Annotated in this window: 8 protein-coding genes and 1 pseudogene; 1 reads left to right on the forward strand and 8 read right to left on the reverse strand. The window is 73.9% G+C overall.

What is annotated here, in order from left to right; all coding sequences use genetic code 11:
* Positions 1–251 precede the first annotated feature (251 nt).
* The 3 genes from ACI2L3_RS39565 to ACI2L3_RS39575 all read right to left on the reverse strand — a co-directional run bounded on the left by ACI2L3_RS39565 (position 252) and on the right by ACI2L3_RS39575 (position 5,400).
* Complete coding sequence (locus tag ACI2L3_RS39565) at positions 252–1,952, reverse strand: cytochrome bc complex cytochrome b subunit (RefSeq protein WP_404757326.1); 1,701 nt, start codon at positions 1,950–1,952, stop codon at positions 252–254.
* Positions 1,953–2,296: 344 nt separating this feature from the next.
* Positions 2,297–3,847: an FAD-dependent oxidoreductase gene (locus ACI2L3_RS39570; protein WP_404757327.1), complete on the reverse strand. Its 1,551-nt coding sequence runs from the start codon at positions 3,845–3,847 to the stop codon at positions 2,297–2,299.
* 476 nt (positions 3,848–4,323) lie between these two features.
* Positions 4,324–5,400: a polyprenyl synthetase family protein gene (locus ACI2L3_RS39575; RefSeq protein ID WP_404757328.1), complete on the reverse strand. Its 1,077-nt coding sequence runs from the start codon at positions 5,398–5,400 to the stop codon at positions 4,324–4,326.
* Positions 5,401–6,526: 1,126 nt separating this feature from the next.
* Between ACI2L3_RS39575 and ACI2L3_RS39580 the strand changes: the two genes are divergently transcribed.
* Entirely contained in the window at positions 6,527–6,709 is a 183-nt protein-coding gene (locus ACI2L3_RS39580; protein WP_365357708.1) for a hypothetical protein, read from the forward strand.
* A gap of 40 nt (positions 6,710–6,749) precedes the next feature.
* On the opposite strand, the gene ACI2L3_RS39585 is transcribed toward ACI2L3_RS39580, so the two are convergent.
* From ACI2L3_RS39585 to mvk, 5 genes and pseudogenes are all read right to left on the reverse strand, one after another.
* Positions 6,750–8,210 carry an adenylosuccinate lyase family protein gene (locus ACI2L3_RS39585; RefSeq protein ID WP_404757329.1) on the reverse strand — a complete coding sequence of 487 codons (1,461 nt, stop codon included), beginning with the start codon at positions 8,208–8,210 and terminating at the stop codon, positions 6,750–6,752.
* 505 nt (positions 8,211–8,715) lie between these two features.
* Positions 8,716–10,653: pseudogene (locus tag ACI2L3_RS39590) on the reverse strand (FAD/NAD(P)-binding protein); the annotation flags it as partial.
* A 350-nt stretch (positions 10,654–11,003) separates the two neighbouring features.
* Entirely contained in the window at positions 11,004–11,981 is a 978-nt protein-coding gene (locus ACI2L3_RS39595) for a 3-oxoacyl-ACP synthase III family protein (protein WP_404757330.1), read from the reverse strand.
* 439 nt (positions 11,982–12,420) lie between these two features.
* Entirely contained in the window at positions 12,421–13,596 is a 1,176-nt protein-coding gene (locus tag ACI2L3_RS39600) for a hydroxymethylglutaryl-CoA synthase (protein WP_404757331.1), read from the reverse strand.
* Positions 13,597–13,685: 89 nt separating this feature from the next.
* On the reverse strand, positions 13,686–14,690 hold the full coding sequence (gene mvk / locus ACI2L3_RS39605; RefSeq protein ID WP_404757332.1) for a mevalonate kinase: 1,005 nt from the start codon (positions 14,688–14,690) through the stop codon (positions 13,686–13,688).
* Positions 14,691–15,104: the final 414 nt, after the last annotated feature.

The raw sequence follows: 15,104 nt of genomic DNA on the forward strand, positions 1-15,104 counted from the left end.
CGACACTCCGGCGGGGAGGGGGCACGGCTTTCGGGCAGGGGAGGCTTGCAGAAATAGTGACACGGGCGGCGCCCGCGCACCAAGGACCCGTCGAGGTGACGTGGGTCACGGCGGCGGGCGGGCGGCGGGCGGCTCAACTGCCGGGCAATGGTGGGGTGTTGCGGGGGGTGGGCATGGCCGGCGGGGGCGACCCGTCCCCTGGTCGCCCCCGCCGCCGTGTGGGGTGCGGCGCGCTGTGGCGCGCCGGCCTCTCAGTGCAGTTGCTGGTCCGCTTCGCGCCGTTCGGCGGGGGCGGGCGGGGTGATCTCCCGGTGCCCGTCGGGGGCCGGGTCGAGGTGGTGCAGGGCCTGCTGCATCTCCTGCGGGGTGGGGTTGGCGACCTGGCCGCTGGTCAGCCAGCGGCTGAGCCTGTGGCGCACCTGCTGGGTGCGGGAGTGCGGGTTGGGGATGCCCTCGCCGTCCTCGCGCACCGGGGCGGGCAGCGCCTTGGGCACATCGCGGGAGAGCAGCATGTACTCCTGCTCGCGGTCGATGCGCTCGTGGACCTCGATGAACTCGCCGTGCGGCAGCCGCTTGATGCGTCCGGTCTCGCGGCCGTGCAGGAGCTTGTCGCGGTCGCGCAGCTGCAGGCCGATGCAGATGCGCTTGGTGATGACGTAGGTGAGGGCCGGCACGAGGAAGACGCCGATGCGCACGCCCCAGGTGATGGCGTTCATGGACAGGTGGAAGCGCTCGGCCAGGATGTCGTTGGAGCCGCCGAAGAACAGCACCAGGTAGAAGGCGGTCAGCGAGGCGACGAAGGCGGTGCGGGTGGGCTGTTCGCGCGGCCGGTCCAGCAGGTGGTGCTCGTGCTTGTCGCCGGTGATCCACGATTCCAGGAACGGCCACAGGGCCAGCACGGCGATCAGGATGGTGGGCAGGATGACGGCCGGGACCAGGACGCCCATGTTGACGGTGTAGCCGGCGATGACGAACTCCCAGGCGGGGAAGGCGCGCAGGGCGCCTTCCAAGAAGCCCATGTACCAGTCGGGCTGGGAGCCCTGGGAGATCTGATCGGGGCGGTAGGGCCCGTAGACCCAGACCGCGTTGATCTGGGCGATGCCCGCCATCAGCGCCAGGACGCCGGAGACCAGGAAGAAGAAGCCGCCGGCCTTGGCCGCGTAGTGCGGCATCAGGGGCTGGCCGACGACGTTCTTCTGGGTGCGGCCCGGGCCGCGGAACTGGGTGTGCTTCTGGTAGAAGACCAGGATCAGGTGGAGCGTGACCAGGGCCAGGATGAGGCCGGGCAGCAGCAGGATGTGCAGGCTGTAGAAGCGCGGGATGATGTCGGTGGCGGGGAATTCGCCGCCGAACAGGAACAGCGTGGCGTAGGTGCCCACCAGCGGGATGGCCAGGGTGACGCCCTCGGCGATGCGCAGGCCGGTGCCCGAGAGCAGGTCGTCGGGCAGCGAGTAGCCCAGGAAGCCTTCCAGGGTGACCAGGACCAGCAGGACCACGCCGATGAGCCAGTTGAACTCGCGCGGCTTGCGGAAGGAGCCGGTCAGGAAGTGCCGCAGGGTGTGCGCCATCATCGCGGCGATCATGGTCAGGGCCGACCAGTGGTGCAGCTGGCGGATGAACAGGCCGCCGCGCACCTCGAAGCTGATCCTGAGGGTGGAGGCGTAGGCCTCGGACATCTGCACGCCCTGCAGCGGGGTGTGCGGGCCGTCGTAGACGGTGTGGGCCATGCTCGGGTTGAAGAACATGGTCAGGTAGAGACCGGTGAGGATCAGGATGATGAAGCTGTAGAGCGCGATCTCGCCGAACATGAAGGACCAGTGTTCGGGGAAGACCTTGCGCACCAGGGTGCGCCCCTTGTAGATGCCGAGGCGCCCGTCGACGTAGTCGGCGATGCGTTCGCCCTTGGGCACCGTGGCCTGCCCGCGCTGCGGCGCCTTCTCGGTGATGCTCATACCCGCGCGCCCTCCCCTCGCCGCTCAGTCGTCACAGGCACACCCTCGCCGGCCGGTGAACGATCGGTGGTGGGGGCGGCCTGCAGCGGCGCAAACGGGCCCGTGCCCTGAAGCGGATCGAACGCTATCGATATCCGCGGCGGCCGGACAACCGGGCTCGAGCCGGACTCCAGCGGCAACTCGACCGGTTCTCCAGCGGTATTCGAGTTTCGCCCTCGGGCGGCGTCCCGCAGGGCGCCCAACAGGGCATACGTATCGGGTGGGTTCATGCCGCGCGCCCGCCGCGGGTCGCCCAAGTCGCCCTTGACGGCGGGCAGTTGCTGCGCTCTTGTCATGGCCGAAGACTATGTCGCGGCCTTTCCCCGCCCGCGGTCGGCTCCCCCCTCCAGCGGCGTGGCCGGCCACTGGGCCGAGGAGCCCGCGGGCCGGGGGCGGGCCGAGCCGGTGGCGACGCCGATGGCGGGCGCGGCCGGGGCGGTGCGGCGGGCGCGCGCGTGGGGGCCGTGGGTGGTGCTGGGCGGCGCCGTGGGGGCGGGCCCGGGCGCGGTGCGCGGGGTGCGGGGCACGGCGGCCAGCGGGCCGGCCGCCTGGATGCGGGCGATCAGCTGGGCCGCCGCGTGCGGGTCGCCGGGTGCGGCGGCCGCGATGCGGGCGGTGTAGCGCCGGCCCAGGCGGGCCCGCAGGCCGGCGGGGGCCGAGCGGTCGGTGGTGGTGTGCAGGTGGCGGGTGCTGGAGCGCCAGGCGGGGGCCAGCTGGTGGGCCAGGGCGCGGCGCAGCCGGTAGGTCAGGCCCACCGTGGTGCCGTGGCCGGCCAGTACCTGGTCCAGGACCAGGGCGCCCTGGACGGCCTGGGTCATGCCGGGGCCGTGGGCGGGGTCGAAGGTGGCCAGCGCGTCGCCGACCACGAGGAACTGATCGGGCCAGCGGCGCAGTTGCTCGTAGTGGCGCCAGCGGTTCTCGGTGGCCGCGCAGGTGTACAGCGGGCCCAGCGGGGTGGCGGCGGCTATCACGTCGTGCAGCAGCGGGTGGCGCAGGGCGGCGGCGGCGCGCAGCAGGGCGGCGTGGTCGGTGGGCGGGGGGCTGTTGTCGGCGGCGCACAGCGTCACCTGCCAGCGCCCGCCCTCGACGGGGAGCAGGGTGCCCTGGCGGGGGTTGCCGGGCGAGGCCATCAGCAACAGGGCCTGCCAGTCGGCGACATGGCCGGCGGGCGGGGCGAACAGGGTGGAGGCGTAGGTGGTGCGGGCCGCCGTCACGCTCTGCGGCGGGGGTGCGTAGCCCAGTTCGGCCAGCCAGTGCGGGGCGCGGGAGGTGCTGCCGGAGGCGTCCACCACGAAGTCGGCGGCTATCAGCTGCCGCGGGCCCCAGCCCCCGGGGGCCTGCCGGTCGCGGGCGCGCGCCCAGACGCCGGTGACGGTGTCGTTGCGGTCGGGCCGCAGGGCCAGGACCTCGTGGCCGGGCAGGAAGCGCACCCGGGCATCGGCGCGCAGCCGCTCGCGCAGCACCGCGTCGACCAGGTCGCGGCCGGCGCTGAGCAGCGGCAGGCCCGCGTCGAAGCGGGGCAGCCAGCCGTGCGGGCCCAGCAGCAGCATGTCCTGGGGCATGCGCAGCGAGAGGGCGCCGGCGCGGACGAGGTCCTGGCCGATGCCGGGGAAGAGGCGTTCCAGGCCCTGCTGGGCGGCGGTGCTCAGGTGGTGGGCGTGCCGGGCCTGGGGCAGGCCGGGGCGCCGGCCGGGGCCGTGCGGCAGGCGGTCGCGCTCGATGACGGTGACCCGGTCCATGGAGTTGGCCAGGGCCCGCGCCGCGGTGAGCCCGGCCAGGCCCGAACCGATCACCACGGCATGGCCGCGGCCGTGCGGGCCCTGGCGGCCGCCGGCGGGGCGTGGGTGCGCATTCATCGTGGCCGCCCTTTCGGTGCATCGGTGATGGCATCATGCGGCGTACGCCCCCGTCCCCGACGGCTTTTCCCCAACCCCCTTGCCCGCCGCGGCCGTTGCCCCACCACCGCGGGCCGCCGCCCGGGCGCCGCCCGCCGCGGCCCGCTCGCAGCGCAACGTGCCTGGTGGGAGCGGGTGCGCGTGCCGGAAGCGGTGGCCTGTGGCGGGACGGTACGCGGGCCTGCGCGCGGGCGGGGGCCCGGCGTGCCTCGAGCAATCCTCGAGGCGGATGCGATGGGGGCTGTGGCGGGTGTCGAGGGGGTGGGAGCCGTCGGCGGGCGGCCAACTGCCGCGCGCGGCGGGAGCGTTGGCCGCCGGCGGCCCGGCGCCCGGCCCGTTGGGGCGCCCCGGCGCGGGTGGCGGGTGAAGTCGGCCGTCGGGCGCCCGGCCCCGGCTGCGCTCAGGCAGCCAGCTGGGCGCCGGGGCCCGGGGGCGGGTCAGGTGCTGCGGTAGGCGACGCGGTTGGCCAGGTGGGTCAGTTCGCTGCGCCAGACCGGGTCGATGGGGACGTCGTCGATGGCCCGGCAGCCCTGTTCGACCAGGGCGCTGATGTGCTTTTCGACGTCGTCCAGGACGCCGGTGTCCACCAGACGGTGGCGTACCTCCTCGGGGGTGTGGCCGGGCTCGGTGATCAGCTGGTGGATGCGTTCGTCGCGCTGCATCGCCCAGCCCAGCAGCAGCGTCATCTTGTGCTGGCTGAAGTCCAGGCCGGCGGGTTTGCCGGTGTCGGCGGAGTCGCCGAAGGCGTCCAGCAGGTCGTCGCGGAGCTGGAAGGCCTCGCCCACCGCCTCGCCGTACTTCTCGAAGGCGGGGGCCAGATCGGCGCGGCCGGCCGCGCTCGCGCCCACCACCAGCGGCCGGTGGATGGTGTAGTGGCCGGACTTGACCAGGGCGATCCAGCGGGAGACGGCGGGGTCCACGGAGAACTCGGCGGCCGCGGTCATGTCCATGTACTGGCCGATCATCACCTCCGAGCGCAGCTTGCTCCACACCGGGATCACCGCCGGGGGCGCCTGGGACATCAGCTGGTCGGAGTAGACCAGCGCCAGGTCCCCGACCAGCAGGGCCACCCCCTCGCCGAAGCGGCGTGACTCGCCCTGCCAGCCGCAGCTCTCGTGCAGCGCGGAGTGCCTGGCGTGGACGGTGGGCACCCCGCGCCGGTGGCTGGAGGCGTCGATGATGTCGTCGTGGATGAGGCCGGAGGCGTGCAGCATCTCCACGGCGGCGGCCGCCGCCACGATGCCGGGCTCGCGCGGGTCGCCGCCGGCGGCGAGGTAGCCGGTGATGCAGAAGGTGGGCCGGATGCGTTTGCCGCCGGCCGCGAGCAGGTCGCTGACCGCGTCGACGGCGCCGGCCGCCCGTGCGTCCGCCGCGCCCCACACCCCGCGTTCGGCCGCCAGGAACGACCGCAGCCGCTGCTCCATTTTGTGCAGCAGTTCCTCGGTGGTGCGCCGCGCGGCGGCGGACAATTCCTGGCCGCCCGAATCGGCTGCCGGAATCTTTTCGTTAACCATGCCTATCTCCTTGATTGTTACGGGGTGTGTGCGGCGGCGGCATGCGGCACACACCGTGGGTATTCACAAGGCGGACACCGTGCGGTCGCGCCGGAACCTGAAGGAGACCGGAGTTCCCCTCCAGAAAAGGGGAACCTAGAGTTCCCCTTTAGGGGCGATCGATTACGAAAAGAAAAATTTACACGCCCTGGATTAACGCTCTCTCCCCGCCCGGAGGCACGTTGACACCCCCGACCGCTCATGGAACTCTCCCAAGTGCACCCCTGGCTGCAGTTCGGCAGCACCGGGGTTCTGCGCATCAGCGGGGGGACGGAACGCGCATGGCAGCCGTATGCACAGAAAATGCCATGGCCCGCACGCGGCGGGCCGGATTCAATTCCTTTTCCGGGATTTCCTGACCAGGACCGTGAAGCCATCGCCAGCCATCGCTCACGGCGTCCTTCAGCCATCTGTTCGGCCTGACCACGTTGAATCGGCACGGGATTTTGGGCCCGGGCCGGTTGCGGGGCGCGCGCCAGCTCATGGAGGAGATTCATCCGATGGAGTTCCACTCATGCCCCCAAGCCCCCGGCCCCCGGGCACGGGCCCGGTCCTGCGCCGGGTCCGGGCGCTGTGTCCGGTGCGCCGGGCGGCCGGGACGTGACCTGCACGTATTTCCTTCTTGCCGCCGCAAGGGGCCGTGCCGCATTTCACCGCCGGCCGTTCCGCGGCTGAATACGGCACCGGCGCCGAATACGGCACAGGGGCCGGGCGGCCGCACGCGCGATCACGGCGCCGCGAAAAAGTGCGGTGCCGGCGTCCGCGAGTGTTCCGTTGCTGTTCTTGCGGGTTTCCTCGCGTGTCCTTTCCGGTGGTGCGCGAGCCGTTCCGCGGCCGCCGAATGCGCCGCCCCGGCCGGGGAGCCTGATACGGAATTGGCGGGGGCCGCCGACCGGGTCGTAAATGATCACCGCGCGGTTCTCCCCGCGTGCGCCGCGACCGGCCGGCCGGAAAAGATCAACGTCTCGCCGCGGCGGCCACACGGCACACAAAACAGCGGCCCGCGCCGCCCGGCGGAACAGGCGCGGCACCTATGCGAACGGCCCGCGGCAGGGCATTACATGAACCGTCAGCGAAAGGACCCGGCATGAACAGGCCACCACGTCACCGGCTCGTGCCCACGAATGTGGCCGCGCTGGCCGCGGGGGTTTCCGAGGCGACCATACGGAAGTGGGTGAGCCGGGGAAAGATAACCCGCTACGGCACCCCGGGCCGCTCGGAGTTCGACATCGAGGAACTCACGGTGATCGCCCTGCAGCGTCAGCGCTGATTCCGCCCGCCGTCGGACCGTCCGGGCGTCTTGCTGCCGGTCAGTGGCCGGCGGCGGGCATCGTGCGGGACAGGGCGCGTTCGCTCAGCAGGCCCGCGGCCCCGGTGTAGGCCTCGGGTGCGAACAGGTCGGCGTGGCCGGGTGCGGCCAGGGCGGCCGCGACCCGCTCGTCCGCGCGCAGCAGGTCGGCCAGCGCGGTGCCGGTGTGCGCCGCGCGGGCACAGGTCTCGTTCAGCAGCTCCCGCGCGGCGGCCTTGCCAAGGAGCGGGGCCAGGACCGCGGCGATCCGCTCCGAGATGAGCGCGCCGCCGGTGAGCGCGGTGTTGGCGCGCATGCGCCCGGCATCGACGCTCAGCCGGGAGACGAGCTCCACCGTCTGGTGGGCCGCTCCCCCGGCCAGCCGCAGCAGGGCGCGCAGCGGTTCCCATTCGGCGTGCCAGGCGCCGGCCGAGCGCTCGTCCTCGCTGAGCATGCAGCCCAGCACGGTGGCCGCCAGCTGGGGGGCCTGCAGGGCGGCGGAGCGGACGGCGGTGGCCAGCACGGGGTTGCGCTTGTGCGGCATCGCCGAGGAGGCGCCGCGGCCGGCCGGGGCCGGCTCGTGGACCTCACCGACCTCGGTACGGGTCAGCGACAGCACATCCACGGCGATCTTGCCCAGGGCGGTGCAGGTGAACGCGGCACCCTGGGCCAGGTCGGCCACCGGGGTGCGCAGCACGTGCCAGGGCAACAGCGGGGCGGCCAGCCCCAGTTCGGCGGCGAAGGCCCGGGTGAGGCCGGGGACGTAGACGGCGGGATCGGCGTGCGGGGCGTGCTCGAGGTAGCCGGCCAGGGTGCCGGCGGCCCCGCCGAGCTGGACGGGGCCCTGGGCGATCAGGGTGTGCAGCTTGTGCGCCGCGTCCAGGACCAGCTGGCGCCAGCCCGCCGCCTTGAGCCCGAACGTGGTGGGCACCGCGTGCAGGGCCAGGGTGCGGCCGGCCATCAGGGTGTCCCGGTGGGTGCCGGCCAGCGCGGCCAGCGCCCGCTCGGCGTGGGCCAGGTCGGTGCGGATCAGCCGCAGCGCGCGGCCGGCCACCAGCATCATCGCCGTGTCCAGGATGTCCTGGCTGGTGGATCCGCGGTGCACGTAGCGGGCCGCGTCCGCGTCCTGGGCGGCGACCAGGGCGGTGAACTCCCGTACCAGCGCCACCACCGGGTTGGCGGACTGGCGGGCCTGGCGGGCCAGGGCGGCCAGGTCCAGGTGTTCGGCCCGGGCCGAGCGGGTGATCACCTGGGCGGCCGCCCAGGGCACCGTGCCGAGCCGGGCCTGGGCCCGGCTCAGCGCCGCCTCGGCATCCAGCATGGCCTGCAGCCAGGCGCCGTCGCCGACCGCGGCGGCCACCGGGGTGTCCGCCCACACCGGCGCGAGCAGACCGCCCTCCGCCGACCCCACACCCAAGATGCCGGGTCCGGCACCGACTTCGGCCGAGGTGAGGGCGGGGGTGGGAGTGGGGTCAGTGGGCATGGCTGGCTCCTTGTCCGGTGACAACGGCCCGCTCCGCCGCGCCTGTTGGGCCCTGCCCGGCCCCTCCCCCGGCTCCGTCCCCGGCGCCGGGGTCCGGGACGGGGGCGGAATCGGTGTCGGGGTCGGGGTCGGGGGTGGCACCGGCCCCAGGGGCGAGGGCGGCACCGGCGCCGGTGCCGGGGGTAGCGGTGTCGGGGCCGGGGGCGGCATCGGTTCCGGTGCCGGTGCGCGGCACGGCGACGACGCGGAGGTCGACGGGGTCCTCGGGCCCCTCATCCGTACCGGCGCCGAAGGCTGCCCCGGAGGTGACGGTGTCGGGGCCGGGGGCAGCACCGAGGCCGGTGTCGAAGGTGTCGGGGCCGGGGGCGGCATCGGTTCCGGTGCCGGTGCGCGGCACGGCGACGACGCGGAGGTCGACGGGGTCCTCGGGCGCCTCGTCCGTACCGGCGCCGAGCGCGGCCCCGGGGGCGGCATCGAAGCCGCGGCCGGGCATGGCATCGGTGCCGGAGGTAACGGGGCCGGTGTCGGTGGGGGTGGTGCAGGTCAGGGCTGCGCGGGCGATGGCGTCGGCGTCGGTGAGGGTCACCGAGTTGACGCCGGGCCGGATGCCGGCGGCGGTCACCCAGTGCACCGACTCGGTGGGCACGCCGAAGGCGAAGCGCCGCGGGTGGGCGCGCCCGGCGGCGTCGATCAGGTGGAAGGGGCGCTCGGTGACGGCCAGGCCGTCGCTCTGCACGCTCGCGCCGTGCCGGGCGCGCAGGCGGTGGGCGGTGCACTGGCCGCTGTCTTGCAGGTGGCGCAGCAGCGCGTCGCCGGTGCGGCGCAGGGTGATGTCGGGCAGGCGGGCCTCGATGAGTGTCTGGGCGTGCACGGTGGAGTTGGGTACCAGCGGGGACAGGGCGCGGTAGCCGCCGTCCTGCGCGCTCACCCGCAGGCCGGGGCCGATCACCCGCAGCACGCCGGCTTCGATCAGTGCGGTCATCTCCTCCACCCGGCGGGCGGGCGGGCCGATGGAGAGGTAGGCATTGAGCGGGGTGTACCAGCCGTCCAGGTCGGTGCGGTGGGAGTCGGCGTGCAGGCCGCCGTGGTCGACGGCCAGGCGGATCTCGTTGCGCAGGTCGCGCAGGACGTCCAGGGCCGCCTTGAGGGGGCCGTTGACGTTGCCGGCGCGGGCCTCGGTGACGTCTTGTCTCAGGTGGTCCAGGAGCCAGCCGGTGAAGTCGTGCGGGCCGGTGAACTCCCGGTCGCGGTAGGGGCGGGCGAGCAGGTCCCAGTCCCAGCGGTCCTTGTCGCCGATGCCGTACGCCTCCAGGACGGCGTCGGTGTGCCGGCGTGCGGTGCCGGCGGCCAGGTACTCGTGCGGGAAGCGGGCGGCCTGGGGCAGGTCGCCGCGGGAGGCGAGCAGCGTGGTGTAGTAGACGGTCTCGGTCTCCCGGGCGATCAGCGGCCACACATCGGCCTTGAAGTCCAGGCCCCGCTCGCGGTGGTCCTCGCGCAGGCGGGCGATGCGCTCGGGGGTGAGCAGCAGCGGTTCGTGGCGGCCGTGGGGGCCCTTCTCGTTCTCGCCGCGGGCCTGGTAGGGGATGCCGCGCCGGGAGCCCGCGTACAGCTTCGGCTCGTGCCCGCAGGGGTGGTAGACCAGCCGGCCGGCGGTGCGGGTGAAGGTGCCGCCGCGGCCCAGGGTGAGCTGGGCGAGGTGGTCGAAGAAGTTCAGGCCCAGGCCGCGCAGCAGCACCGTGCTGTGCGGGGCCAGCGCGTCCAGGTCGACGTCGGCGGGGTTGGCGGGCGCGATGTGACGCAGGCCCAGCCGGCGGGCCCGCTCGGCGAAGTCGCGTTCGGGTGCGGTGGGGTGGGCCGGCAGGTGGCCCTGGCACAGGATCACCGCGTCGAGTCCCTCCAGGCGGGTGCCGTTTTCCAGCAGTACGTGCTGGCGTATCCGGCCGGCCGTGTCCGGCGGGCCGTCGTCCAGCGTCAGGGCCGCCGAGCGGTGGTGGGTGATCGTCAGGGCGGCCGGGGCGCGGTCCACGATGTGCTGGTGGGCCCAGCGCAGGTAGTGGCCGTAAAAGGCGCGGGTGGGGTAGGTGTCGGGGCCCAGGGTGCGGGCCTGGTCCAGGACGGGGGGCGGCCAGGTGCCCGCGATGCGGCCGGCGGCCAGCTCCAGGGCCCACTCGTGCAGGCTGAATCCCGGTTCCAGGGGGCCTTGCAGGTCCACGCTGGCGTCGGTGAACACCGAGATCTGTCCGGCCACGGTGTTCATGAGCAGGTGCGGCGACTGGTCGGTGCGCCACACCTTGCCGGGCCCGGGCGGATAGGGGTCGATCACGTGGACGTGGACGGTGTGGTGGCCGGGCAGCCGGCGGGCGTTGGCGCACAGCCGCTCCAGGACGGACAGGCCGCGCGGGCCGGCACCGATCACGCACACGGTGTTCTGTGGGGCTGACATGTCTACCGTTTCTGCTGGGTCACGCGACGGGGCGATGACCGCACGCCGGGCGCACCGCGGTGCGGTGGCCGGGGTGGGGTCGCAGAGCACTCCCCGGCCTGCGCGCGGGCGCTGGGAGGGGGGTGCTCTCGCCGCACGTCCCGCCGGCCCGGGAGTCTGCTCAACCGGGCGCCGGGGCCGGCCCGTTGCGCGGCAGGGCGCAGGCGGGCGGGCGCGGGGAACGTGCGGGAGGGTGGGGCGTGGGGCGGGCGGGACCGGCCGCGGGTGCCGGGGTGCGGCGTGCGGCGGCGGCCGGGCGCGTGCCTGGGGCGCTGGGCCTCATCCGCTGTCCCTCGGGGGGCGGTAGCCGTTCACCATTGCAGCAGGGCGAAGCCCGCGGACATGCCGCCTCCAAAGCCGGCCAGGAGCACCAGGTCGCCGGGCCGGAACGCGCCGCGGCGGGCGGCCGCGTCCAGGGTGATGGGCACGGAGGCCGATCCGGTGTTGCCGTAGTGCTCCAGGGTGAGGTGGGTGGTGGCGCGGGGCAGCACCAAATCCTCCAGGCCGGTGTCGAGCATGACGCCGTTGGCCTGGTGCGGCACGAAGTGCGCGATGTCCTCGGCGGCCACGCCGGCCTCGTGCAGGAACTCCTTGGTCAGCTGCGGCAGTTGCTCCACCACGAAGCGGCGCACCTCGCGGCCCTGCATCGCGAAGTACTGCAGGCCGGCCGCCAGCGCGGCCGGGTCGGCGGGCTGGCGGCTGCCGCCGGCGGGCACCTCGATCAGGCCCGACAGCTCCCCGAAGGTGTGCAGCGCCACGTGCCGCACCCGCGCGCCTTGGCCGCCGGTGCCCAGCACCAGCGCGCCGGCGCCGTCCCCGAACAGCACGACGGTGCGGCGATCGGCCGGGTCGAGGATCCGCGAGTAGACGTCCGCGCCGATCACCAGGGCGTGGCCGCCCTGGCGGGCCAGCATGCTCTCGGCCACCGACAGCGCGAACACGCTGCCCGAGCAGACCGCGTTCACATCGAAGGCGGCCGCGCCCACCGCGCCCAGCTGCTGCTGCACATAGGCCGCGGTGGGCGGCTGGGGGCGGTCCGGGGTGGAGGTGGCCACCACGATCAGGCTCAGATCGCCGGGGGCGAGGCCGGCCGAGGCCAGCGCGGCCCGCCCGGCGGCCACCGCCAGATCGGAGGTGGCCTGGCCCGGGGCGGCCCAACGCCGCTCCCGGATCTTGGTCTTGCGTACGATCCAGTCCCCGTCGACGCCGGCCGGTGCTCCGACCTCGTCGCTGGTGACGACCCGCTCGGGCACATAGGCACCCGTGCCCAGGACGGCGATGCCGCTCATGCGCCTGCTCCTTTCACCTGACTCCGCACGGGGGCGTCAGCGCCGCTCGTGGACCTGCTTGTGATCGCGTTTGTTGCATGCCGGCGCCGGGGGGGGCGGTCCGGGTGGTTGCACGCCGGTGCCGGGGACGCCGAACTGGCGGGTCGGGCCTGGGTGTTGCGTGCCCAGCCTGCTTGTTGCGTGCCCGGGCCGGGGCGCCGCTCATACGCCCGCTCCTGCCGCCGGGCCCGCCCGGTGGCCGTCTGCGCCGCCCGGCGCACCTTGTCGCGGCACGCATCATTGCGCGCCGGATCGGGGGCACCGAACTCGCCAGGGGCCTGCTTGTTGCGGGCCTGGGCCGGGTTGTTGCGGGTCCGGGGCCGGGGCGCCGAACCGGGGCTGCCGGGCCGGGGGCTGCTCATGCGCCCGCTCGTGCCGGCGGGGCCGCGCAGCACCGGCGTCAGCGGCGTTCGTAGATCCGTTTGTGGCCGTGCAGGGCGGCCAGCCGGAACTCGCCGCTGGTCTGCACCGGCGTGGGATATCCGCCGCCGTCGGTGGGGAAGGACCGCTCGTGCAGCTCGCGGTACTGCGCGTACTCCAGCGGCCGGCGCCGCTCGATCACCGCCCGGTGCTCCGCCGTGCGCAACCGCTCCCGATACCCGGGCACCACCCGCCCGGCGAAGAACTCCGCGACACTGCCCGAGCCATAGCTCAAGAACCCCACCGGCCGCCCGCTCAGATCCCCGGCCTGGTCCAGCAGCGCCGCCAGCGCCAGATACACCGACGCCGTATAACTGTTGCCGATCACCCGGTTGTAGGCCGTGGTCTGCCCCAGCGCCGCCTCGATGACGTTCTTGTCGGTGTCCAGGCCGCAGTAATTCAGCAGATGCCGGTGCGCCTTGTACGCCATCTTCGTGAACGGCTGGTGATAGCAGAACGCCGCGAACTCCTCCAGCCCGTACCCGCCCTGCCCGCTGTAATCCTTCCAGCAGCCCTCCACCGCCTGCAGATACGCATGAATCGACTCCTGGCCGTCCACCAGCGCCGCATCCCGGTAATTGGGCCGCCAAAAATCCATCACATCCGCCGTGAACAACCCCGACGGCCCCTCGAAACGCACCAGTCCCGGATCGGCGCCCACCAGCATCGCCACCGCCGCCGCACCCTGCGTCGCCTCACCGGGAGAGTCCAGCTCATAGCGCGACACATCACTGGCGATCACCAGCACCTGCTGCCCCGGATCCCGCGCCACCAGCCCCAGCGCGAACTGCAGCCCCGCCGTCGCCCCGTAGCAGGCCTGCTTGAGCTCCACCACCCGCGCCGCCGACGGCAACCCCAGCAGCGAATGCACATACACACCCGCCGCCTTGGCCTGATCGATGGAGGACTCCGTCGCCAACACCACGGTACGGATCCGCTCACCGCCGTGCCGGGCGATCACCGGCGCCGCCGCGGACGCCGCCAGCGTCACGATGTCCTCATCGGCCGCCGGCACACTCATCGACTCCTGGCCGATACCCACGTGATACTTGCCGATCTCCGTACCGTTGTACGCGGCCAGCGCCGCATGCGGCAGCACGAACTCCGTCGTCGCGAACGACAGATCAACAATCCCTATGCCCGAACCACTGCCCATGCCTCACACACCGACCTTCTCCGACTTGTTGTCGCGCTCCAACTGGACGTGCGCACGCATCAGTTCACGGGGCGGGCCGGGGCCCGCTCTCACCGGCCGCGGCCGGCCGGGGCCTTCAGCGGCAGCACCCAGGTCTGCACGGCGCCGGCCTCGTGCAGTTGCCGGGTCACCGCGCCGGCCTGTTCCGACTCGGTCAGCGCGATCACGCAGCCGCCCATCCCGCCGCCGGTGATCTTCGCGCCGAGGCTGCCGGCCGCAAGGGCCGCCCGCACCAGCGTGTCGATGCGTGCGGTGCTCAGCCCGGCGGCGCGCAGCAGTTCGTGATACTCCGACAGGCGGCTGCCGAGCTCTTGGGGTTTGCCGTCGGCCAGCGCCAGGCGTGCCTCGTCGGTCAGCTCGGTGGCCCGGCGCACGAAGTGTTCGCGGGCGCCGGCATGGCGCTCGAAGCCCGTGCGCAGCAGGGCGACGGCGTCCTTGGTGCGGCCCACCTCGCCGCTGTCGGCGATGATGAACAGTCCCTCGCAGCCGATGGGCACGTCCTGGGCCCGGCCGTTCTGGAAGAGCAGCGGGGCGCGGGCGCCCACCGCGCGGGCGTCGACGCCGCTGGCCCGGCCGTGGGTGACGTTCTCCGCCGTCTGCACCAGCTCGAAGGCGGCCTGCGGGGTGATGGTGCGGCCGAACAGGTCGGCCAGCGCCAGGACCACCGCCTGCGCGCATGCCGCGCTGGAGCCCAGGCCGCGGCCCGGCGGCACCGCGCAGTCCAGGATCACGTCCAGATGCACGTCGGGGATGTTTGTGCTCGCCCGGAACTCGGCGGTCAGCCGCCGCAGCCAGTCCGTGGCCTGGGTGCCCACCGGCCGGGTCGGCGAGCCCGTCATGGTCAGCGACACATCGCCGGTGTCGTCGGGGGAGCGCTCGGACCAGCCGGCGCTCGCGGTGACCGGCAGCTGCGGCACCGGCAGCGCCAGTGCCGGGGCGCCGTAGACCACCGCGTGCTCCCCCAGCAGGATGGCCTTGGCATGAGCCCGGCCGACCCCCACCGAGCGGGCCCGGCCCCGGTGGGCTGCCCGCTGCGCCGAGGACGGTGGCGTCAACGCACTCAGCTCCCTTTGTCTTTTCTGCATGGAGATCGCGTCATCCAGACTGTGAGGAAGGAATGAAGCAGGACATCGGATGCGTGGTTCGTGCACCGTGGCGCCGGGGGCGCGGGGCCGGAGGGTCGGAGGGCCCGGGAACCGGAGGGTCAGGCCCGGGAGGCCGGGAGGCCGGGAGGCCAGGAGGCCAGGGGCCCGGGAGGCCGGGGGCCCGGGGACCGGAGGGCCAGGCCCGGGAGCCCGGGAGCCCGGGAGGCCAGGGAGGCCAGGGCCCGGAAGGTCGAGGGCCAGGGGACCCGGCCTGGAGGACCGGCCGGAAGGCCGGAAGGCCGGAAGGCCGGAAGGCCGGAAGGCCGGAAGGCCGGAAGGCCGGAAGGCCGGAAGGCCGGAAGGCCGGAAGGCCGGAAGGCCGGA

This window comes from Streptomyces sp. NPDC029674, assembly GCF_044903205.1.
GTDB lineage: Bacteria > Actinomycetota > Actinomycetes > Streptomycetales > Streptomycetaceae > Streptomyces.